The organism is Asaia sp. VD9 (genome assembly GCF_037150015.1).
Lineage (GTDB): Bacteria > Pseudomonadota > Alphaproteobacteria > Acetobacterales > Acetobacteraceae > Asaia.
This window is the reverse complement of sequence record NZ_JBBCQM010000001.1, coordinates 321,084-342,357: the sequence shown is the minus strand read 5'-3', so window position 1 is coordinate 342,357 and position 21,274 is coordinate 321,084. Positions and strand designations below refer to the sequence as shown.

Below are 21,274 nucleotides of genomic sequence, written 5' to 3'. Positions count from 1 at the left end.
TGGACAGACAGGAGTACGTCATGGACGTCGAACAGAAGCAGGGTGCCGCCACGAGCGGGAACCCGCTGCGTGACCTTTCCAAATTTGGCCAGTCACCCTGGCTGGACTTCATCCAGAGATCCTATACTGCCGATGGCAGCCTGAAGAAGCTTGTGGACGAGGACGGCCTGCGTGGCGTGACCTCCAACCCGGCCATCTTCGAAAAGGCGATGGGCTACGGCACGGATTACGACGCCCAGATCAAGGATCTGCTGGCGAAGGAAATCCTCTCCCCCGGTGAGCTCTACGAGAAACTGGCCATCACCGACATCAAGGCGACCGCCAAGGTCATGCACCCGGTTTTCGTGCAGACCAAGGGCCTCGATGGTTATGTCAGCCTCGAAGTGTCACCTTATCTTGCTTTCGACACCAAGGCCACGGCTGACGAGGCCCGTCGTCTGTGGGCTGCCGTGAGCGAAGAAAACCTGATGATCAAGATCCCGGGCACGCCTGAAGGTGTTCCGGCATTCCAGGAAGTCACCTCGGAAGGTATCAGCGTCAACGTCACGCTGCTCTTCTCGCTCGAAGCCTACAAGAATGTTCTCGAAGCCTACATCAAGGGCCTTGAGATCCGTCATGCAGCGGGCAAGGACATCAGCAAAATCGCCAGCGTGGCGTCGTTCTTCGTGTCGCGCATCGACGGCAAGATCGATGGTGCCATCGACCGTCGCGTGAAGGAAGGCGACAAGGACGCCGAAGCGCTGAAGGCTCTGCGTGGCAAGGTTGCGATCGCGAACGCCAAGGTTGCCTATCAGCACTATCTCGAAGTGACCGCTTCCGAGCGCTGGAAGAAGCTGGCTGCTGCTGGCGCCCAGCCGCAGCGTCTGCTCTGGGCCTCGACGGGCACCAAGGACAAGACCTTCTCTGACGTTCTCTACGTCGACGAGCTGATCGGTGAGGACACGGTCAATACCATCCCGCCCGCAACCTTCGATGCCTTCCGTGATCATGGCAAGCTGCGCGCCAGCCTGACTGAAAACGTGGAAGATGCTTTCAAGGTGCTCGAGCAGCAGGCCAAGCTCGGCCTCGACCTCGATGGCGTCACCAAGACCCTTGTAACAGAAGGCTGCGCTTCGTTCTGCGACGCTTTCGACCAGTTGCTTGGGGCGGTAGCAAACAAGCAGGCCACGTTTCTCGGGTCCAAACTGATCGAGCAGAAGGCCGACCTTCCGGCCGATCTGAAAGCCGCCTCTGACGCGGTTCTCGAAGACTGGCGCAAGACCGGCAAGGGCCGCAAGCTCTGGGCCAAGGACGCCTCTGTCTGGACTGGTGGCGATGAGGCCAGCTGGCTGAAATGGCTCGATATCGTCGATGAGCGTCTGGCTCATGTCGCCGAGCTCGAAGCCTTTGCCAGCGAAGTCAAGGCCAAGGGCTTCAGCGATGTGCTGCTACTCGGTATGGGCGGTTCGAGCCTCGGTCCTGAGGTGATTGCCGAGACGTTCGGTCAGATCGCAGGCTTCCCCAAGTTGCACGTGCTCGACAGCACCGACCCACAGCAGGTCAAGACGTTCGAGAATGCGGTTGACCTCAAGAAGACGCTCTTCATCGTCTCGTCCAAGTCGGGCGGCACGCTCGAGCCGAATATCCTGAAGGCCTATTTCTTCGCTGCTGCGGAAAAGGCGCTCGGCTCGGCTCCAGGTGCTCATTTCGTAGCCGTGACCGATCCTGGCTCGCATATGGAGCAGGTGGCCAAGGGCGATGGCTTCTGGAAGATCTTCTACGGCGAGAAGCAGATTGGCGGCCGTTTCTCGGTCCTGTCCAATTTCGGTCTCGTCCCCGCAGCCGCCGCCGGTCTGAACGTTCGCGCGTTCCTCGAATCGGCTCTGCGTTCCGTAAAGGGCGCCTCGGCAAGCACCCCGCCAGCGCAGAATACGGCGCTTCAGCTCGGTGCCATCCTCGGTGCGGCCGCAACGAAGTTTGGTCGTGACAAGGTGACGATCATCGCATCGCCTGCGATCTACGATCTCGGCGCTTGGCTCGAGCAGCTTCTGGCTGAGTCGACGGGCAAGAAGGGCACGGGTCTGATCCCGATCGATGACGAAACCCTCGGTGCGCCGGGCGTCTATGGCAAGGATCGCGTCTTCGCCTATCTGCGCCTGACGGATGCGCCCTGCCCGAATCAGGAAAAGGCCATTGCCGCCCTGGTCGCCGCTGGTGAGCCGGTCGTAACGATCGACCTGGCTGACAAGCTCGATATCGCCCAGGCATTCTTCCATTGGGAATATGCCACGGCTGTTGCAGGCTCGGTGCTGGCAATCGATCCGTTCGACCAGCCGGATGTCGAGTTCAGCAAGATCGAGACCAAGAAGCTGACGACCGCCTTTAACGAGACGGGCAAGCTCCCTGCCGAAACGCCGTTCGCGACCTCGGGTGCGTTCGCGTTCTTCGCTGACGACACCAATGCCAAGGCATTGGGCGGTGGCGATGCGCTGGCAATCCTGAAGGCGCATTTCGGTCGCGTGAAGGCCGGTGATTATGTGGGCGTTCTCGCCTATGTGGAACGCGATCTGAAGACACGTGAGTGGATCCAGAACGTGCGCCTCAACCTGCGCGACCAGCTCAAGGTCGCAACGGCAGCCGAATTCGGACCGCGCTTCCTGCATTCGACCGGCCAGGCCTATAAGGGCGGCCCTGATAGCGGTGTGTTCCTGCAGATCACGGCGGATGATCATGCCGATCTCGCCGTGCCGGGTGAGCGTTTCACCTTCAGTGTCGTGAAGGCAGCCCAGGCGCGCGGCGATTTCGACGTGTTGTCAGAGCGCGGACGTCGCGCCCTGCGCGTGCATATCAAGGGACCGCTCGAAGCTGGCCTCGCCGAACTGGCGACGGTCATCAAGAAGGCCGTCTGAGACTGACGCAATCCGCCCCGCTCAAACGGGGCGGATTGTTTTTTGACGTGATAGTTAGAGGGCACAGGAAGACTGTGCAGGAGTTTTAGAGATGCAAATCGGTATTGTTGGCCTTGGCCGTATGGGTGGCAACATTGCAGTGCGCCTGACCCGTCATGGTCATGACGTTGTGCTGTTTGACCGCACCCCTGAAGTTGTGACCAAGACGTTCGACCGTGCCGAAAAGGGCCGTGCGATCGCTGCAAACTCTGTCGCCGATCTGGTCAGCAAGCTTTCGGCGGAGCGCAAGATCGTCTGGGTCATGCTGCCGGCCGGCGAGATCACCGAAGCCTGCGTGCAGGAACTGCGCGGCCTGCTCGGCAAGGACGACATCGTGATCGATGGTGGCAACAGCTACTACAAGGATGATGTCCGTCGCGCCCATGAGCTGATGGAAAAGGGCATCCACTATATCGATGTCGGCACGTCTGGCGGCGTTTGGGGCCTCGATCGCGGCTATTGCATGATGTATGGCGGCACCAAGGATTCGGCCGATCATATCGACCCGATCCTGAAGGCGCTGGCTCCGGGCAAGGGCGATGTCGTCCGTACGATCGGCCGCGACCGTGAAGGCCTCGATCCCCGCGCTGAGGAAGGCTATCTGCATTGTGGTCCGGCCGGTTCGGGTCACTTCGTCAAGATGGTCCATAACGGCATCGAATACGGCATGATGCAGGCCTTCGCTGAAGGCTTCGACGTCATGAAGTCGAAGAACTCGCCGGTTCTGCAGGAAGACCAGCGCTTCGACCTGAACATGGCCGATATCGCCGAAGTGTGGCGCCGCGGCAGCGTGGTTTCGTCCTGGCTGCTCGACCTGACCGCCGATGCGCTTGCCAAGAACGAATCCCTCTCGGAGTTCTCGGGTGAAGTGGCTGACTCGGGCGAGGGTCGGTGGACGATCGAAGCCGCCATCGAGGAATCGGTGCCGGTGCCGGTCATGACGGCCTCGCTCTTCACGCGTTTCCGCTCGCGTTCGGGCAACAACTACGCGGAGAAGATTCTCTCCGCGATGCGCTTCGGCTTCGGCGGTCACGTCGAGAAGAAGTGAGAATTCGGGCCGGGACCGCACTGGTCCCGGCCCTTTTTTTTTCTCTACACTGTTTGCCTGAATGCCAGCGGGAGCTTGTTCGCTCCCGCTCGCACTCCGGCTTTCCGATTATCGACTCAAAAGGTTTGTCATATGGTCGACGTTTCCGCTCCTGCACATGCGGCTTTGTCCAGTAACGAGACATCGCGCGGGGTTCGCCAGGCGCCCCCAGGCTCCATGGTCATTTTTGGCGGTGGCGGTGATCTGACGAAACGACTTCTGGTCCCTGCTATCTATAATCTGGACTCTGCCGGTCTGCTCAGCGAGGATTTCTCGATCATCGTGGTCGATTGGGCCGAGATGACCACCGAGGGGCTTCTGGAACAGCTCAAGGGCGCCCTGGACGACTTCGTGAGCAAGCGTGGTACCAATGCCACCAAGCTGCGTCAGGATGTATGGGATCGCCTCTCGCAGAGCATCACCTATCTGCGCGGCTCCTTTGAGGAGCTCTCGACTTTCGAGGCACTCAAGGAACGCCTGGGCGATCGTTCTGCCGTATTCTACCTTGCCGTAGCGGCGCGCTTCTTCGGGCCCATCGTCGATCTTCTCGGAGAATCAGGTCTTGCCGACCAGACCGATACGGTTTCGCGTCGTGTCATCATCGAGAAGCCCTTCGGTGCGGATCTGGAATCGGCAAAGGCGTTAAACGCTCGCCTGCTGCGCTCACTCGATGAAAATCAGATCTATCGTATCGATCATTATCTCGGAAAAGAAACCGTCCAGAATATTCTGGCCCTGCGTTTCTCAAATGGCTTTTTCGAACCGTTGTGGAACCGCCAGAATATCGATCACGTGCAGATTACAGCAGCCGAAACCGTGGGCGTGGAGCGCCGTGGCCGCTTCTATGAGAGCACCGGTGCCATTCGCGACATGGTGCCGAACCATCTCATGCAGCTTCTCTCCATGGTTGCGATGGAGGCCCCGACCTCCTTCGATGCCGAGGCCGTGCGTGACGAGAAGGCCAAGGTGCTGAGTGCCATCCAGCCTATCGACCTCTCCCAGGTGGTGCGCGGGCAATATGTCAGCGGGTCTTTCGGGGTGGGGGACGAAGCTGAGGCGCTTCGCGGCTATCGCGAGGAGCCTGATGTCGCCATGGGCAGCCAGACCGAAACCTATGTCGCCATGAAGCTGCGTATCGATAACTGGCGCTGGGCCGGCGTGCCGTTCTACCTGCGGACGGGCAAGCGCCTGCGTCGTCGCAAGACCGAGATCGCCATCCATTTCAAACAGGCACCGTTCGCTCTCTTCCGTGACACGCCTGTCGACAAGCTCACGCCCAATATCATGGTGCTGCATATTCAGCCGACTGAAGGCGTGACCATGCAGTTCTCGGCAAAGGTACCGGGGCCGTCCGTGCGTCTGGGTGGTGTGCGCATGAAATTCGATTATTCCGACTGGTTCAGCGAAGGCCCAAGCACCGGCTACGAGACGCTGATTTATGACTGCATGATCGGTGACCAGACGCTCTATCAGCGCGCGGATACCATCGAGGAAGGCTGGCGTATCGTGGAGCCCGCCTTCACCCAGAACATCGCCGATAAATCGCCGCTCTGCTTCTATCCGGGTGGTCTTGACGGTCCGCGTGAAGCTGATGAACTGCTGGCCCGCAGCGGTCGCCGCTGGCTGGACCTGAACAACTAGACCAATCTCACACCCAAGAAGGAGATGTCATGACTGTCGATCTGGATGCCATTCACGCAGCGTTGCCGCCTATGGCGTCCACGATACGCCTTGTCGTTTCCGATATCGACGGCACGCTTATCGGCCCTGATAAAAAGCTTGCCGCCTCGACCCATCAGGCCGCGAAGCAGCTGGCTGAGGCCGGGATTGCGCTCTGTCTCGTCAGCTCGCGTTCCGCCGAGGGCATCCTGCGCTATCATCACGAGCTCGATCTCAAGACGCCTTTTGGCGCCCTGAATGGTGGGCTCATTGTTAGCCCGGATGACGAGATCCTGTCTCACCTGGTCCTTTCCGAATCGACCGTGCAATCGGCTTGTGACACGCTATCCGTGCACAAGATCGACACATGGCTGTTTCGTGACCATGACTGGCTGATTCGTGATCCCGGAGCTTATTACGTTGAGCATGAGCGTAAATCTGTCGGAATCGAGCCGGTCGTTGTGCCGGATTTCGGGCCGTATCTCGGCGGTGTCGGCAAGATCATGGCAGCAAGCAGCAATCCGGCGCTGCTTCAGCGTATGGAAGTAGAAATCGGTGCCATGCTGACCGGTCAGGCCAGCGTACACCGCTCTTCGGATTACTATCTCGATATCACCCACAAGGATGCCAATAAGGGCTTTGCGGCCAAGGCTCTGGCCAAGCGTCTGGGCATTCCCATGGAGGAGGTTGCCTGCATTGGTGACATGTCCAATGATGTGCCGATGCTCGGCATTGCAGGGCTTGGAATCGCCATGGGGAATGCCTCTGCCGAAGTCAGCGCGCATGCGCATGTCACGACGGGGCGAAACGACGCCGATGGCTGGGCCGAAGCAATGGAGCAATTCGTTCTCCCGCGCGCGCCCTGAGGCCCAACCCGCGGGCTTGGGGACGCCAGGCACTTATTGCCAGACAAGACAGGGCTCGGCCCGTTGAGGGTGACCCTGCCAGACAGGCCAGCGGAGCCGATGCTGGCCTGACAGGAAGGATTGAAGACTATGAGTGGACATGATGTGACCTCTGCCCGCGTGGTAATTCTGGAGGATGGCGAGGCTGTCGCCCGGAAAATGGCGCAGTGGCTGCTCGATCAGGCGCTGGCCAAGAAGGAAGGTCCGTTTGTCATGGCGCTTTCGGGTGGGTCGACACCCAAGCGCCTGTTCAAGATCATGGCTGAACCCGAATACGCTTCGCGTTTTCCGTGGCGCCATACCCATGTGTTTTTCGGCGATGACCGTCATGTGCCGTTCACCCATGAGGACAGCAATTTCCGCATGACGGACGAGCTCCTTCTCGAGCATGTCGATCTGCCGACAGAGAACGTGCATCCCATCCCAGCCGATGGCACAGCCGCGCAGGATGCCGTCTGGTATCAGAATGCGTTGCAGGACCTCTATGGCAGCCATCACCTGATCCCGGGAAAGCCGCTTTTCGATGTGGTGATGCTTGGCATGGGGCCTGACGGTCATACGGCCTCGTTGTTTCCGCGTCAGCCCATTCTGCAGGAGCGTGACAAATGGGTCGCCGCTTGCACACCTGACAACGCGCCGCATGACCGCGTGTCGCTGACCTACTCCGCCATTCATTCGAGCCGCGCCGTTGTGTTCCTGATCGAGGGGGCTGGCAAGGCCGAGATGCTGGCGCGTGTCCGGGCGGGTGAGGAAGCGCTTCCGGCCGCGCATATCACGTCGGAAGGCGAGGTTGTTTTCCTGGTGGACAAGGCGGCCGCGGGAGGGCTGTCCAATGACTGACGCCCCGACTGATACCGCCGCTGCGCGGGTTGCCGAGCTCAAGCGTGAGGCGGCGACTCACGCGATTGCCTATATCGAGGACGGTATGGCCGTTGGCCTGGGGACGGGCAGCACGGCAAAGTTCATGATCGACGCGTTGGGTGAGCGCGTCCGTCGCGAGGGGCTCAAGATCCGGGCTATCCCAACCTCGGAAGCAAGCGCAGCTCAGGCGCAGAGCCTGAACATCCCTATCACGAATTTCTCGGATGATCCCTATCTGGACGTCGCGATTGACGGTGCGGATGAGGTCCAGACCGGCTCCCTTTTTCTGATAAAGGGACGGGGCGGCGCGTTGTTGCGTGAGAAGATTGTTGCGGTTTCTGCACGCAAATTCATCGTCATCGTTGATGAGAGCAAGATCGTTAAGGATCTGGGGACCCATATGCCGGTCCCGGTCGAGATCATCCCCTGGGGTTGGGAGCGTGTCGAAAACCTGCTGCGCAAGACAGGTGCAAAGTCTTGTGTGCCGCGTCGCAAGGAAGATGGCTCGCTCTATATGACCGATAATCACAACATCATCATCGATTGCGATTATGAGCGCATCGAGGAGCCGCGTGCTCTGGCTGATCGTATCATCTCCATCACGGGCGTGGTCGATCACGGACTCTTCCTCGACATCACCTCCGAGGTGCTGGTTGCCGGTGCTTCGGGGCTGCAGAGGCTGACAGCATGAGTGGGGCGTCTTGCGGGGCAAAGCCCGGCCTGTTCGTCGTCATGGGGGTTTCGGGCTGCGGCAAGACAACCGTCGCCCAGGGGCTTGCCGCCTATCTGAGTGCGCCGTTTCAGGAGGGGGACAGCCTTCATCCCCCCGCGAATGTCGACAAGATGCATAGCGGCATTCCGCTCGATGATGCTGATCGTGCGCCATGGCTGCGAATCTGTCATGAATGGCTGCGTGCGCATGAGGCGACTGGCGGGGTCCTGACCTGCTCTGCGCTCAAGCGCAAATATCGTGACACGCTGCGCAACGGGCTGGACGTGACCTTTGTCTATCTCGAGACAAGCGAGCGCACGATCGCGGAGCGCCTCAAGCAGCGCATCGGTCATTTCATGCCGCCGAGTTTGCTGCCAAGCCAGCTTGCGACGCTTGAGCCGCCGGGAGCGGATGAGAATGTCATCACTGTGGATAGCGCGGGGACGCCTGAAATCGTCATGGCCAAGCTGACAGAGGCGCTCAAAGCCCGCGAAGTCTGAGCCGTATAGCCATGAGGGATCGATCCGGTTGCGAAAACTGGATCGATCCAACACCCGACCGGATCATTTTGTCCCCGATTACCAACAGCTTATGCACATCCTGATCCGCAGAGTTGTTCCTTGAATCTGGGGATAACTTGCATTGGGGGTGTCCTTGTCATGTGCGGTTGCCATGGCACGAAATCGCTGCGGTAGACACGCCATCCACGCCTCATTTCAGCCCTTAGTCATGCGTTATCGTATCTGTCCTGGGACGGATCTGAATAAAGGATGGAGGCGATGATGCTCCCGACACCCTCGCGGCCAGTTGCGCGCTTGATCGCGCTCGGCGCGATATCGGCCTGTGTGCTCATCCTGACCGGGTGCAAGCATCGCCATACGGACAGCACGGCTTCACTGGATGTGCCCATGCCAGCCCCCTCGGTGGGGTCGGTCGGTGTTGCCCGCTTCGCAGGAATTCCGGCCGCGTTCAAGGCCGGGCGAAGCGATATCGCTTATGATCACACCCTGACGATGACCGTCCCTTCGACGAAGGTGTCGACGCATTTCACCCATCTGCGCGATCTATGTCTCGGTATGGAGGGGTGCGCGCTCGTCTCAGCGAATATGGAGACCGAGGAAAGCGGCCCCGGCGAATTTACGCATGAGGCCCGTATCTCCGCCCGTCTTCCACATGAGCGCATCGAGGCTTTCCTGAAAGTGGCCGGAGCCATCCTCCCGGGAGAGCGGCTGGACGACGTCGTGACGAGCAATGCGAACACGAACGAACTCGACCTTCATGGCAGCGTGACGGATGTTGAGCGCCGACTGGCACAGCTCACCACCTATCGCGACCGGCTGGAGGCGCTCGAGGGACATAGTGCTGGGCGCACGGATGATCTGATCAAGATCGCCAAAGAGCTTACTGAAACTCAGAGCGCTCTGGAGGCCGCACAGAAGGAACGGGCGGATCTCTCCCGTCAGATCGATACCGAGAAGGTTACGGTCACCTATCAGAGCGCGCGCGAGGTCGTGAGCCCACTTCGTCAGAGCCTGCGACAGACGCGGCAACTCTTCATGGAGAACCTGGCCGATCTCTGGGTGTTCCTTGTGCAGGTCATCGTCTGGGGGCCGCTCATTCTCGTTTCTCTCCTGGTGTTACATGGGCTGTGGCGCCGAGGATGGTTCAGCCGAAACTGAGGCAGGCCACGGGTGATTCCGATTGCCCAGGATGAGGTCTTTGAGGGTGCGAGGGCTCAGCGATTCGTGAGGAAACGAACCCTTGCCTCCGTCAAACGTCAGGACCCATACCGAAGGATAAATATTCTGTAATTCTCAAAGGCTGGCTCATTGCTTTTATCCCACGCTCGACCCAAGGATCATGGCCGCCCCATCGAGACGGATATTCCAGCACGTCTGGATCGTCTCCCCTGGTCGCGTTTTCATATGCTGATCGTAGTCGCGCTGGGGATCACGTGGATCCTGGATGGACTTGAGGTCACAATCATCGGATCGCTCGCCCCGTCGCTTGAGCGCCGGGACACGCTCGGCCTTACGGAGACAGGAATTGGTTTTGCTTCTTCTGCCTATGTCGCCGGGGCCGTACTGGGGGCGCTGATCTTTGGCTGGATGACGGACCAGCTCGGGCGCAAGCAGATCTTCTTTCTTACATTGGCCCTCTATGTGGTGGGGGTGGGGGCATCGGCGCTTTCCTGGGGGCTGGGCAGCTTCGCCTGTGCACGTTTCATCACAGGGATGGGTATCGGCGGCGAGTATTCTGCCATCAATTCGGCGATCGATGAGCTCGTGCCGGCGCGTCTGCGTGGGCGTGTCGATGTCATGGTCAACGGCACGTTCTGGGCAGGAGCCGCCTTTGGAGCGCTCGGCTCGGTCTGGCTTCTCGACTCCGCCATCATCCCCGTGTGGCTGGCCTGGCGCATCGCCTTCGCACTCGGGGCTTTATTGGGTATTGCTGTGCTGCTGCTGCGCACTTTCGTTCCGGAAAGTCCGCGCTGGCTCATCACCCATCGCCGCGTGGAAGAGGCGGATGCCATCGTGTCGCTGGTGGAATCCCATTGTGCCGAGCCAACAGGAGGGTGGAAAACCAAGCTTCCCAAGGTTCTGATCTATCCGGCGGGCGTGTTCAGTCCGATGGAGATGATCAAGATCATGATCCAGCGCTACCGTGCGCGTTCGCTGTACGTGCTCGTCCTGATGATCTCACAGGCATTCCTCTATAATGCGGTATTTTTTACATACGGGATGGTGCTTACGAAATATCATGCGGTCGAGGCACGTAATGTCGGCTGGTACATCCTGCCTCTTGCTCTGGGAAATCTGCTGGGGCCGCTCATTCTTGCGCGCTGGTTCGATACATGGGGCCGTCGCCGCATGATCGGGCTGAGCTATGCTGTCTCAGGGCTGATGATGCTGGGTGTTGCCTATGCCATGGGTGCCGATCTGCTGACAGCGTCGACCCAGACCCTCTCCTGGTGCGGTATCTTCTTCTTCGCCTCCGCTGCTGCTTCCTCTGCCTATCTCACGGCCAGTGAGCTTTTCCCGCTTGAAATGCGCGCCTTCGCGATCGCGGTGTTTTATGCGGTTGGGACCCTGTTCGGTGGCGTGGCGGCACCTGTGATCTTCGGGCATCTCATCGGGACCGGGAAGCTCTCACTCCTCGTGGTGGGTTATGTCGCAGCGGCCATTCTCATGATCGGCGCCAGCGTCGTTGCCTGGATCTGGGGGGTGAATGCGGAGAACCGATCGCTGGAGGAGGTCGCCCCTCCGCTTTCCGAGTTCTATGCCAAGCAGGAGCAGGGCCTTGTGTGATTGCCCTGGTCCTTCGCGTATGGATGAGCGCGGGCGGCGCTAGCGCACCCTGCAGGGGGCCGCCCTGATGGGCCTGTTTCAGGCGCTTTCAGCTCTGATAAAGTTCAAGAGGTAATCCATCAGGGTCGGTGAAGAAGGTGTAGAGCTTGCCCGTATAGGGATCCGTTCTCACTGGTTCGCAGCGGATCGCGTGATTCTCGAGATGCGCAACGGCTGCCTGCATATCGTCGACACTAAAGGCGAGATGACGCAGGCCCGCCGCTTCGGGCTGGGTAGGGCGCGTTGGGGGCGTTGGAAAGGAGAACAGCTCGATCTGCGTCGTCCCGATAGCGATATCGCATTTCCAGGACTGTCTCTGTGCCCGCCAGATTTCACGGATGATATCAAGCCCCAGGATCTCGGTGTAGAAATGCCGCGATTTCTGATAATCCGAAGCGATGATCGCGATGTGATGGACGCATTGGAACATCGTCGGGGGACCTATTTCTGCCGGGCTTTGCGGCCATTGGACAATTCGGTCACGACGCCATGCATCGTGCGCAGTTCTTGTTCGGTGACTTCGCCGCGCTGGAAAAGATGGCGCAGGTTACGCACCATGCCGGGACGCTTCTGCTCATTGCGCAGAAACCCGCATTCATCGAGATCTCGGGTGAGATGCCCGAGGAAATTTTCCAACTCGCCCTTTGTGGCCACATGGGTCTCGTTCGTCATGAGTGTACGGGGCGGCGTGGTCTCGCACGCCATCCACCATTCATACGCCATGATCAGCACAGCCTGGGCCAGGTTGAGTGACATGAAATCCGGATTGAGCGGATAGCGTATCAGCACATCCGCACGGGCCATGTCCTCGTTATCCAGACCGGCACGCTCCGGCCCGAAAAGCAGCCCGACCTTGAGCCCACGATCCGCAATGGCGCGCAATTCGGAGGCGGCGCCCCGTGCGGTCATGACCGTCTTCACGATATGGCGCGGGCGCGGGCAGGTGGCCATGACGTGGTGGAGGTCGGCCACTGCTTCATCAACCGTATCAAACACTTGGGCCGCATCGAGAATACGGTCAGCCCCGGATGACGCATACCAGGCACGTTCCTGTGGCCAGCCATCGCGTGGTGCGACAAGACGCAGATGAAACAGACCGCCATTCGCCATGGCGCGTGCTGTCGTGCCCACATTCTCGGCAAGCTGGGGGCGAACCAGAATGACGACCGGGCTGAATTCGCCGATCGGGCCGATATCGGCTCCGCCATCGCGTCCGGTCATGCGCGCCTCCATGTCGTGCCTTGCGCCGTGTCTTCCAGGATGATGCCCTGCTCGGCAAGCTGGGCGCGCAGATTGTCAGCCAATGCGAAATCACGTGCCTTCTTGGCGGCACCACGCTGTGCAATCAGGGCGTCGATGGCGGCTTCATCAGAGCCCGCGCGGAACCAGCTATCCGGGGAAAGCTCCAGGATGCCGATCAGCTTGCCGCAGGCCTTGAGCGAGGCCGCAGCGCTTTCGTCACCCTGCAAGGCTGCATCGGCCAGCGGGTGAAGGCAGGAGAGCGCGAGGGGTGTATTCATATCGTCGCACAGGGCCTGCATGAAAGGATCCGGTACGATACCCTGCTGGCTGGTCGGTGTCTTTTCGAGCGCGCGGTAAAATCGGTCGAGAATGCGTTTGGCCTCGTCCAGTTTTTCCCAGGTGAAATCGAGCACCGAGCGGTAATGCGTCCCCAACATGAGAAAGCGCAATGCCTCGGCGGGCGCCCGTGTCAGCACCTCACGGATAGAGAAGAAATTCCCGAGAGACTTGGACATCTTCTCGCCATTGGAGAGCAGCATGGCGTTATGCAGCCAGTATCGTGCGAAACTGCTGCCTGGATGGCAGCAGAGGGACTGGGCGCGCTCATTCTCATGATGCGGGAACATCAGATCGTCCCCCCCGCCATGGATGTCGAAGCTTGCGCCCAGATACCGATAGGACATGGCGGAGCATTCGATATGCCATCCCGGTCTGCCGCGTCCATAAGGGCTCTCCCATCCCGGCTGCTCCGTTGTTGACGGCTTCCAGAGCACGAAATCACCAGGATGGCGCTTATAGGGAGCGACCTCGACACGGGCCCCAGCGAGAAGATCATCCGGGCTTCGACCGGACAGGCTGCCATAGCTGGCACAACGATCTACGGCAAAAAGAACATGTCCCTCGGCTTCGTAGGCGTGGCCGTTCGCAATGAGCTGGGCAATCATGACGAGCATGTCGTCGATATGATGGGTCGCGCGCGGTTCGATATCGGGGGGCAGAATGCCCAGCGCCGCTACATCTTCATGAAAGGCGATGGTCGTACGGGCAGTCAGGCTCGCGATATCCTCGCCATTCGTCTGAGCACGTGCGGTGATCTTGTCGTCCACATCGGTGATATTGCGCACGAAGGTGACCTGCGTGAACAGCCTGCGCAGCAGACGCACGAGAATATCGGCGCTGAGCATGGCGCGCAGATTGCCGATATGCACGGCGTCATACACTGTGGGTCCACAGTAATAGACACGCACATTTTCCGGATCCAGCGGCGTGAAAACCTGTTTCCGCCGTGTCTGGCTGTCATGCAGGGACAAGGAATAGGGAGGGGTGGCCATGATCCAGAGTAGATGCGTCAGCCCCGCGTTGAGCGCAACTCTAATTTACGGCTTCTGATGCTGGTTTTCTGTCCGCACTGGTATAAGCAGGGCATCATGACAGAAATTCGCTCTTCCATGACGGCGCCGGGCTGGGGCCAGCACTTGCGCGCGCTGATCAGAATTGCCGCGCCGCTGAGTTTCTCGCAGTTGAGCGAGATGGCCATGAACGTGACCGATACCATCCTGCTGGGCGGGCTGGGGGCCACGGCACTCGCCGTCGGGGGTATGACCACCAATCTGTTCTTTTGCACTTTCATTACCTTCCAGGCGGCTCTGGGTGGGGCGAGTATCCTGATTTCCCGCGCACGGGGGCGTGCCTTCGCGGCTCAGGGGCAGCTGGAAGATCTCTCGGGTATTGTCACGTCGGGTGTGCTCCTCGCGCTCCTGCTTTGCTTGCCGGTCCTGGCTATCCTGCTGCCTGCGGGCTCTCTGCTGCGCTTTTTCAATGAGCCGGCGATCATCGTCACGCAGGGCAGCCAGTTCATGCATCTGCTGCTTTGGGCACTGCTGCCTGATCTGGTGATCATCGGTCTGCTGCGGATAATTCTGCCCGCATTCGGCAGCGAGCGTCTGCTGCTCTGGACCATGCCAGGCATGGCCGTGCTGAACGGTCTGCTCAATTATGGGCTGATACACGGGCGGTTCGGCCTGCCACAAATGGGGCTCTGGGGCTCCGCCTGTGCGACCATCGCCACAGGCTGGTCGGTGGCTATCCTGCTGGTGGTCCTTGCACGTAGCCAGTCCCATCTGAAGCTGCATCTGCGCCTCACGCGTCCCGATCGGGCAGCATTGGGTGAAATGCTGCGCCTGGGGCTGCCGATGATGGGGGCGACCGGGGCGGAGCTTCTCGCCTTTCAGATGACGGGACTTCATGCTGGGGCGCTTGGCGCTGTGTCGTCTGCTGCGCATCAGATCGCGCTCAGCGTGACCAGCACGGCCTTCATGATCAGTCTTGCCCTCTCTCAGGCGGTCAATATCCGCGTCGCCTACTGGCTTGGCGCGGGGGCACCGGCGGCAGCGTTGAGATCGACACTTGGGGCGATCATGCTGGTGGTGCTCTGGACCAGTTTCACAGCCACGATGCTCCTCGTTTTTCCGCAGGTCGTCGCCGGGTTCTATCTGGATTCCGGGAGCGCAGACGCCGCTGCCGTGATGCCTGTAGCGATTTCGCTGCTGAAGATTGCAGGCATTTTCCAAATCCTTGACGGCGTGCAATGCGTCTGTTCCGGCGCGCTGCGTGGCTGCCATGACACGTTCATGCCCATGCTGATGATGGTGCTCACCTATGTTCCTGTCTCCATCCTGGGAGGAGACTGGTTGGCGTTCAAGGCTGGTTACGGGGCGGTCGGGCTCTGGATCGGGCTCGCAGGAGGTTTGGGAATTCTGTCGGTTCTGCTTTCGGTACGGCTGTTTTTTACTCTGCGGCGCGCCCAGGAGGGTACATTGAGCGCTGCCGGGCAGGGATGTGCCGATCCGGCTTGAGCGGATCGGCATGGATATTTCCGCCGTAATGATGTGGCTTCAGGCCTCGGGGATACGAATGGTCTGACCGGGATAGACCCCGTCATGATGGGCGAGTTCGGCCTCGTTCGCCTTGTGAAGGTCGTCGACGGTCACATCCGCGTCTGTCTTCTCGGCAATGGCCTGAAGTGTCTCGCCCGGTGACACCTGATGGAAGACGGGAGCGGGCGTTCCCTCAGGAACGGTGATATCGGCATGGACCGTATCGATACCGGCAATATTTCCGGCAGCAAGGATGATGGCGTCACGTTCTGCTGCCGTTTCCGCACGCCCCTTCACCGCGATGGTCGTATCGCGCACTGTGATATGGGATACGGAAAGCTGGGACATGCCGTATTGCTTGAAGGCGCGCTTGATGAGGTTCTCATGCGGTGCCTTGGGGGCAGGGGCGCCGGCCGGGTTGATGGCCGTGACTTCTGCCTGATCGTTCAGCTTGCGTCCCGCAGCACGGTTGAACTTGAAAATGGCCATTTCGGGTTCCTTTCCTTGGAATGACGCCAATGCGCCCCGCTGTGGCGCGATAGTATCCTGACGCATCGTGACGCAGGATGTTCCCCCGAGCGCGCTTTTGCCGAGGCTGGGGTCTACTGATCCGCGTTTTTGATTGACAGTCGAGGGGGGGTCCTATAGGAGCCGCCGCTATTGCCGGGAACGTGGACATGCCGGCCGTTGTCATCTCGGGTTCTGCATCCCGTGACAGCGGTTCGAGGGATGCGCCCGTCTTTCCTAATTCGGGGAAAGGCCTACCGGCGCAACATGCGGTTGTCGCGCAGCGTCAGGACAACCCGAAGTCGAAGCGAGTTCTTGCACATGAGCAAGCGCCAAGAGAGCAAGTACAAAATCAATCGCCGTCTGGGCGTAAACCTGTGGGGCCGTGCCAAGTCGCCGGTCAACAAGCGGGAATACGGCCCCGGTCAGCATGGCCAGCGCCGCAAGCAGAAGCCCTCCGACTTCTCGATCCAGCTGATGGCCAAGCAAAAGCTCAAGGGCTATTACGGCAACATCAGCGAGAAGCAGTTCCGCAAGTACTATGACGAAGCCGTCCGTCGTAAGGGCGATACGTCAGAGAACCTGATCGACCTGCTGGAGCGTCGCCTGGATGCGGTGATCTACCGCCTCAAGTTCGCGATCACCCCGTTCGCTGCGCGTCAGTTCGTCAGCCATGGCCACGTGACGGTCAATGGCCGCAAGGTGAACATTCCTTCGTACCTCGTCCGTGACGGTGACGTCATCGAAGTGCGTGAGAAGTCCAAGCAGCTTGCTGTCGTTCTCGATGCCGCGCAGTCCGCCGAGCGTGACGTACCGGAATACATCGAGGTCGATCATCGCCAGATGAAGGGCAAGTTCGTTCGCAGCCCGCGTCTGTCCGATGTGCCGTACCCCGTGCAGATGGAACCGAACCTCGTGGTCGAGTTCTACTCGCGCTAAAAGACCCGTCTCTACCGGGTGTTTTCTGGCCAATGCCGGATCAGGGTCACCCTGGTCCGGCATTCGTCATTTCTGGTCCCTGAATTCAAGCGAAGGTCCCCTCGATGTCCGAAGCCGCGTCCGCCCCCGTTTCCGCCACCGGTCTTGGCAGCGAGATCCGCCGCCGCCGGACCTTCGCCATCATTTCCCATCCAGACGCCGGCAAGACCACCCTGACAGAGCGTATCCTGCGTGCCGGTGGGGCGATCCAGCTCGCGGGTAACGTGCGAGCAAAGGGTGAACGTCGCCGCACTAAATCAGACTGGATGGGCATCGAGCGCGATCGCGGGATCTCCGTCGTGACCTCGGTCATGACCTTCGAATATGGCGGGTGTGTCTTCAACCTGCTCGATACACCGGGTCATGAAGACTTCTCCGAGGATACCTATCGCACGCTCACCGCGGTCGATTGTGCTGTCATGGTGATCGACGCGGCAAAGGGGATCGAGGATCGCACACGCAAGCTCTTCGAGATCTGTCGCCTGCGTGACATTCCCATCGTCACCTTCATCAACAAGATGGATCGTGAGGCGCAGGATTGCTTCGGTCTGCTGGATGAGATCGCCTCGACACTGGCGCTCGATACCTCGCCAGCCACCTGGCCGATCGGCCGCGCCGGGCATTTTGCCGGGACATACGATATGCGTACCCGTGAGATCCGGGGCGAGGCTGCGACGCTGGCGCAGTCAGATGCGCGCATGATTGCCCTGTCGGAAGAGCTCGAACTGGCGGAGGCTGCCCTGCCGCTCTTCGACCGCGAATCCTTCGACGCCGGGCATCTTACGCCGGTCTTCTTCGGGAGTGCCATGAAGGAGATCGGGGTGACGGACCTGCTCGATGCACTCGTGGCTTACGGCCCTGCGCCGCGTGCGCAGCCCAGCGAGACACGCGAGGTCAAGGCCGATGAGGAACAGGTGACGGCGCTGATCTTCAAGATCCAGGCCAATATGGACCCGAACCATCGTGACCGTATGGCCTTTGCCCGTATCTGCTCCGGGCGCCTGACACGCGGTATGCGTCTGAAGCATGTGCGTACCGGCAAGCAATTTGCGCTCCACACACCCCAATTCTTCTTTGCGCGTGACCGCCAGTTGGCGGAGGAAGCTTTTGCCGGGGATGTGGTGGGGCTGCCTAATCACGGCACGCTCCGCATCGGCGATACGCTCTCGGAAACCGAGGAGCTGCGTTTCACCGGAGTTCCGCATTTTGCGCCGGAAATCCTGCGTCGCGTGCGATTGGATGATGCCATGAAGGCCAAGAAGCTGCGCCAGGCGCTGGTCGAGCTGGCAGAGGAGGGGGTCGTGCAGCTTTTCCGGCCCCAGGACGGACTGCCCCCTATCGTGGGCGTGGTGGGAACCCTGCAGCTGGATGTGCTTCAATCCCGTCTGCAGGGCGAGTATGGCGTGGCAATCGGCTTTGAATCGACGCCCTACACCATAGCGCGCTGGGTCACCGGTGAGCGTACCAAGATCGAGGCGTTCTCGATGGCGAACCGTTCCGCTATGGCAGACGATCTCGACAGCGACCCTGTCTTCCTGGCGAGTTCGACGTTCATGATGCGTCGCATGGTGGAGATGAATCCGGATCTCGCTTTCCATGATATCAAGCAGATTGGCCTGAGTAGCTGACCGCCATAGGCGTGCTACTCGCTGAGCGGTGGGTAGGCTCAGGACTCATGGCCAGAACATGATGGTAGCGGCGAGGCAGATGGCTGAGAAGGAGACGGTCGGGCATCTGTCGTAGCTCACTGGCGTCGTGCGGGATCTCCGGCCTGGAATGCGGGGTCTGATCCCCTTTTCCTCCAGCCCGTCCCTGCACCCGTCGGCATCATAACCACGATCAGCCATGCGCCACCTTGCAGCGGGCAGATCGTCCAACAGGGCAGCGGCCCCGGTGTAATCGCTGATCTGGCCTGCCGTCAGGAAGAACCTGATCGGGCGGCCTTCCCTGTCTGTCACCGCGTGCAGTTTCGTGTTCATGCCGCCTTTGGTCCGCCCGATCAGGCGGCCAGGATCGCCTTTCTTGTTCGCAGGCTCGAGGCCGTGCGGTGCGCCTTAAGGTAGGTCGCGCCCATCATGATCGTCTGGTGATCCAGTCTGCCGGCCGCCAGACCATCCATCAACCGGGCAAAGATCCCCATGGCGCCCCACCGATTGCAGAGCGTTTTGTGCGAGCCACACTCTCGCGAAGCATCCCCCCAGCGCAGCCCGTTGCGGTTCACGAAAATGATCCCGCTTAATACACGCCGGTCATCAACACGTGGTCTGCCATGGCTCCTTGGGAAAAACGGCTCCAGACGCGCCATCTGCTCGTCCGTCAGCCAATACGGGTCGCTCATCTTCAGTCTCCTCAAGGAGCCTGAATCAAATTTGCCCACCCAAATCAATGGGTCCTGAGCCTAGTGCGCCTAGCCGGACTTAAGATCGTAAAAAAGCCCCGGCATAGGGCGGGGCTTTTTTCGTGGTGACCGCCTCGTGATGGCCCGGCTACAGGGTGAGCAAGGCGATCGCCCCCAGGGCGAAAAGCCCTCCCACAAGGGCTCCCAGCATGAGGAAGATATTCTCTCCCTCGTGATGCAGAGGCGTCATGCCAACGCGGTCTGAACGGTCGATACGATATGTCTGAGCCATGACCAAACCTCCCATGAGGCCTGTCGCAGAAATTGCAAAGCCTCCTTAAACATTACCTATATGTAATGCGAGGCTTCGTTCGACAAGGGGAGGGGCAAAAAAGAAAAAGGCCCCCGGCACGAATGCCGGAGGCCTCTATTCTGGAACCGATCGAGAAGCCTCCAAAGACGCTTCTCTTTCAGGCCGAAATCAGCGCAGGATGATTTCGACGCGACGGTTCTGCGGCTCACGGGTGTTCGGACCCGTCGGGACCAGCGGGTGCTGCTCGCCGTAGCCGTGGATGTCGATCGCAGCGGCAGGAACGCCGTCACGGATCAGCTCAGCCTTGACCGACTGTGCGCGACGGACCGAGAGGCCCATGTTGTACTTCTGGCCGCGTGCACCGGGGTGAGCAGCAGAGTTGTCGGTGTAGCCGTTGACTTCGATGCGCGTCGTCTGGACGTGCGTGGAAGCCTGAGCTGCCTGGGCAACGATCTCACGAGCGCGACCCGTCAGGTTCGACTTGTCCCAATCGAAGAACACCAGGTAGGTGCGAGCGGGCTGAACGGTCGGCGGAACGACAACCGGAGCAGCCGGCACCGGCGGGGGAGCCGTGTCGAAAGCGTAGCGCAGGCCGACGATGAACTGATGATTGAAACGGTCATCAAAGTTCACGTTGCCCTTGTGCAGGCCCGAACCATTGCGGTTCCACGAGGTGGAGCGATATGCGCCATCCGTGAAGGTCTGGCCGATCATGCGGTATTCACCGGTGATGGCAAGGCCCGGAACGCCCGGAATGTCATAAGCCGCACCGACGATGCCCTGATAGGCGAAGCCGCCCTGCGTGCCGCCAACGCGGTTCACAGCACCATTGGTGTAAGCCGTGGTGATCGGGTTGTAGTGCTGCCACAGGTAACCTGCACCGACACCGACGAACGGCGTGATCGGCAGGTTGATGCCGAACTGGGCGAGGTCGATGTCATACAGAACGTTGACAAAGCCACCATAAGACTGGTCGGAACCGCTGGTCGAACCAGGAGCGCCCGTCGTGTTGCGGTGGTTGATCTGGGAGTAGTTGTAGACGCCTTCGACTTCAGCGCGGAGGCCGTTACCGAAGCCCCAGCCGAACGAACCGAAGCCCGTGAAGCCGTCCTTGTGACGGAACTTGGAGCTGGTGCCGCCGTTGCCGGTCGTGCCGTCAGCCTGCGTCGTCGGGGAGAAGTGAGCGTGCTGGGTCTGAACCAGATTATAGCCACCGCCGATATTGACATACGGGCCGGTGATGGTGCTCGCCATGGCGATCGTCGGGGCGGCTGCCATCGACGTCATGGCCAGAAGTGCCGTGCGGAGACGCATTAGTTTCGTCCTCATAAATTCATCCAATCAAGCCTGCTGCGATCCCTCCAGGGAGGCGATGCAACAACAAGCTCAGCGCGATGCATAAGTGCGTATAGAGCCGTCAGTTCCGGTTCAGGAAGTGAGTTCCATGGGTATTTGACGATTAGACGAAATAGCCGTGTCCAAACTGCAACACTCCATTCCGTCCGATTAACAATTTCTTATG

The 21,274-nt window shown here is 60.0% G+C and carries 18 protein-coding genes and 1 pseudogene; 12 read left to right on the top strand and 7 right to left on the bottom strand.

The window, feature by feature from the left end; translation table 11 throughout:
• Positions 1-20: 20 nt before the first annotated feature.
• The 9 genes from WFJ47_RS01540 to WFJ47_RS01500 all read left to right on the top strand — a co-directional run bounded on the left by WFJ47_RS01540 (position 21) and on the right by WFJ47_RS01500 (position 11,459).
• A complete protein-coding gene (locus WFJ47_RS01540) occupies positions 21-2,888 on the top strand; it encodes a bifunctional transaldolase/phosoglucose isomerase (protein WP_336760422.1) in 2,868 nt (955 codons plus the stop codon).
• Between the two features lie 91 nt (positions 2,889-2,979).
• Positions 2,980-3,975 (top strand): phosphogluconate dehydrogenase (NAD(+)-dependent, decarboxylating), encoded by a 996-nt coding sequence (gnd, locus tag WFJ47_RS01535; protein WP_023978565.1) that lies wholly within the window; start codon positions 2,980-2,982, stop codon positions 3,973-3,975.
• Positions 3,976-4,107: 132 nt separating this feature from the next.
• Positions 4,108-5,655, top strand: coding sequence for a glucose-6-phosphate dehydrogenase (gene zwf / locus WFJ47_RS01530; RefSeq protein WP_127101470.1), 1,548 nt, complete (start codon positions 4,108-4,110; stop codon positions 5,653-5,655).
• Positions 5,656-5,684: 29 nt separating this feature from the next.
• A complete protein-coding gene (locus tag WFJ47_RS01525) occupies positions 5,685-6,539 on the top strand; it encodes an HAD family hydrolase (RefSeq protein ID WP_336760420.1) in 855 nt (284 codons plus the stop codon).
• Positions 6,540-6,668: 129 nt separating this feature from the next.
• A complete protein-coding gene (gene pgl, locus WFJ47_RS01520; protein WP_127101466.1) occupies positions 6,669-7,418 on the top strand; it encodes a 6-phosphogluconolactonase in 750 nt (249 codons plus the stop codon).
• On the top strand, positions 7,411-8,130 hold the full coding sequence (rpiA, locus tag WFJ47_RS01515) for a ribose-5-phosphate isomerase RpiA (protein WP_336760417.1): 720 nt from the start codon (positions 7,411-7,413) through the stop codon (positions 8,128-8,130). The genes pgl and rpiA overlap by 8 nt, the downstream gene beginning before the upstream one ends.
• A complete protein-coding gene (locus WFJ47_RS01510; RefSeq protein ID WP_336760415.1) occupies positions 8,127-8,651 on the top strand; it encodes a gluconokinase in 525 nt (174 codons plus the stop codon). Before rpiA ends, WFJ47_RS01510 begins: the two co-directional genes overlap by 4 nt.
• A 279-nt stretch (positions 8,652-8,930) precedes the next feature.
• Positions 8,931-9,830, top strand: coding sequence for a DUF4349 domain-containing protein (locus WFJ47_RS01505; RefSeq protein ID WP_336760413.1), 900 nt, complete (start codon positions 8,931-8,933; stop codon positions 9,828-9,830).
• A gap of 150 nt (positions 9,831-9,980) precedes the next feature.
• A complete protein-coding gene (locus tag WFJ47_RS01500) occupies positions 9,981-11,459 on the top strand; it encodes an MFS transporter (RefSeq protein WP_336760409.1) in 1,479 nt (492 codons plus the stop codon).
• A gap of 88 nt (positions 11,460-11,547) precedes the next feature.
• On the opposite strand, the gene WFJ47_RS01495 is transcribed toward WFJ47_RS01500, so the two are convergent.
• The 3 genes from WFJ47_RS01495 to cysS are packed head-to-tail and all read right to left on the bottom strand — an operon-like array spanning position 11,548 to position 14,071.
• Positions 11,548-11,928 (bottom strand): VOC family protein, encoded by a 381-nt coding sequence (locus WFJ47_RS01495; RefSeq protein WP_336760407.1) that lies wholly within the window; start codon positions 11,926-11,928, stop codon positions 11,548-11,550.
• 11 nt (positions 11,929-11,939) lie between these two features.
• Complete coding sequence (locus WFJ47_RS01490; RefSeq protein WP_336760405.1) at positions 11,940-12,719, bottom strand: RNA methyltransferase; 780 nt, start codon at positions 12,717-12,719, stop codon at positions 11,940-11,942.
• Positions 12,716-14,071, bottom strand: coding sequence for a cysteine--tRNA ligase (cysS, locus tag WFJ47_RS01485; RefSeq protein ID WP_336760403.1), 1,356 nt, complete (start codon positions 14,069-14,071; stop codon positions 12,716-12,718). The genes WFJ47_RS01490 and cysS overlap by 4 nt, the downstream gene beginning before the upstream one ends.
• Before the next feature lie 96 nt (positions 14,072-14,167).
• Between cysS and WFJ47_RS01480 the strand changes: the two genes are divergently transcribed.
• A complete protein-coding gene (locus WFJ47_RS01480; protein WP_336760401.1) occupies positions 14,168-15,595 on the top strand; it encodes an MATE family efflux transporter in 1,428 nt (475 codons plus the stop codon).
• 39 nt (positions 15,596-15,634) lie between these two features.
• On the opposite strand, the gene WFJ47_RS01475 is transcribed toward WFJ47_RS01480, so the two are convergent.
• Positions 15,635-16,105, bottom strand: coding sequence for a LysM peptidoglycan-binding domain-containing protein (locus WFJ47_RS01475; protein WP_158625348.1), 471 nt, complete (start codon positions 16,103-16,105; stop codon positions 15,635-15,637).
• Positions 16,106-16,444: 339 nt separating this feature from the next.
• Here WFJ47_RS01475 and rpsD point away from each other — a divergent pair, with 339 nt between their 5' ends.
• A complete protein-coding gene (gene rpsD / locus WFJ47_RS01470; RefSeq protein ID WP_023978552.1) occupies positions 16,445-17,062 on the top strand; it encodes a 30S ribosomal protein S4 in 618 nt (205 codons plus the stop codon).
• A gap of 104 nt (positions 17,063-17,166) precedes the next feature.
• Positions 17,167-18,729: a peptide chain release factor 3 gene (locus WFJ47_RS01465; protein ID WP_336760400.1), complete on the top strand. Its 1,563-nt coding sequence runs from the start codon at positions 17,167-17,169 to the stop codon at positions 18,727-18,729.
• A gap of 45 nt (positions 18,730-18,774) precedes the next feature.
• Here the strand turns inward: WFJ47_RS01465 and WFJ47_RS01460 are convergent.
• The 3 genes and pseudogenes from WFJ47_RS01460 to WFJ47_RS01450 all read right to left on the bottom strand — a co-directional run bounded on the left by WFJ47_RS01460 (position 18,775) and on the right by WFJ47_RS01450 (position 21,066).
• Positions 18,775-19,439, bottom strand: a pseudogene (locus WFJ47_RS01460) (IS5 family transposase).
• A gap of 148 nt (positions 19,440-19,587) precedes the next feature.
• Positions 19,588-19,731, bottom strand: a complete 144-nt coding sequence (locus WFJ47_RS01455; RefSeq protein WP_336760399.1) for a hypothetical protein — start codon at positions 19,729-19,731, stop codon at positions 19,588-19,590.
• Positions 19,732-19,920: 189 nt separating this feature from the next.
• Positions 19,921-21,066 carry an OmpA family protein gene (locus WFJ47_RS01450; protein WP_336760397.1) on the bottom strand — a complete coding sequence of 382 codons (1,146 nt, stop codon included), beginning with the start codon at positions 21,064-21,066 and terminating at the stop codon, positions 19,921-19,923.
• Positions 21,067-21,274: the final 208 nt, after the last annotated feature.

Coding starts and splice junctions, on each gene's coding strand:
- WFJ47_RS01540 (WP_336760422.1), top strand. CDS start 21: ATGGACGTCGAACAGAAGCAGGGTGCCGCCACGAGCGGGAACCCGCTG.
- gnd (WP_023978565.1), top strand. CDS start 2,980: ATGCAAATCGGTATTGTTGGCCTTGGCCGTATGGGTGGCAACATTGCA.
- zwf (WP_127101470.1), top strand. CDS start 4,108: ATGGTCGACGTTTCCGCTCCTGCACATGCGGCTTTGTCCAGTAACGAG.
- WFJ47_RS01525 (WP_336760420.1), top strand. CDS start 5,685: ATGACTGTCGATCTGGATGCCATTCACGCAGCGTTGCCGCCTATGGCG.
- pgl (WP_127101466.1), top strand. CDS start 6,669: ATGAGTGGACATGATGTGACCTCTGCCCGCGTGGTAATTCTGGAGGAT.
- rpiA (WP_336760417.1), top strand. CDS start 7,411: ATGACTGACGCCCCGACTGATACCGCCGCTGCGCGGGTTGCCGAGCTC.
- WFJ47_RS01510 (WP_336760415.1), top strand. CDS start 8,127: ATGAGTGGGGCGTCTTGCGGGGCAAAGCCCGGCCTGTTCGTCGTCATG.
- WFJ47_RS01505 (WP_336760413.1), top strand. CDS start 8,931: ATGATGCTCCCGACACCCTCGCGGCCAGTTGCGCGCTTGATCGCGCTC.
- WFJ47_RS01495 (WP_336760407.1), bottom strand. CDS start 11,928: ATGTTCCAATGCGTCCATCACATCGCGATCATCGCTTCGGATTATCAG.
- WFJ47_RS01490 (WP_336760405.1), bottom strand. CDS start 12,719: ATGACCGGACGCGATGGCGGAGCCGATATCGGCCCGATCGGCGAATTC.
- cysS (WP_336760403.1), bottom strand. CDS start 14,071: ATGGCCACCCCTCCCTATTCCTTGTCCCTGCATGACAGCCAGACACGG.
- WFJ47_RS01480 (WP_336760401.1), top strand. CDS start 14,168: ATGACAGAAATTCGCTCTTCCATGACGGCGCCGGGCTGGGGCCAGCAC.
- WFJ47_RS01475 (WP_158625348.1), bottom strand. CDS start 16,105: ATGGCCATTTTCAAGTTCAACCGTGCTGCGGGACGCAAGCTGAACGAT.
- rpsD (WP_023978552.1), top strand. CDS start 16,445: ATGAGCAAGCGCCAAGAGAGCAAGTACAAAATCAATCGCCGTCTGGGC.
- WFJ47_RS01465 (WP_336760400.1), top strand. CDS start 17,167: ATGTCCGAAGCCGCGTCCGCCCCCGTTTCCGCCACCGGTCTTGGCAGC.
- WFJ47_RS01455 (WP_336760399.1), bottom strand. CDS start 19,731: ATGGCTCAGACATATCGTATCGACCGTTCAGACCGCGTTGGCATGACG.
- WFJ47_RS01450 (WP_336760397.1), bottom strand. CDS start 21,066: ATGCGTCTCCGCACGGCACTTCTGGCCATGACGTCGATGGCAGCCGCC.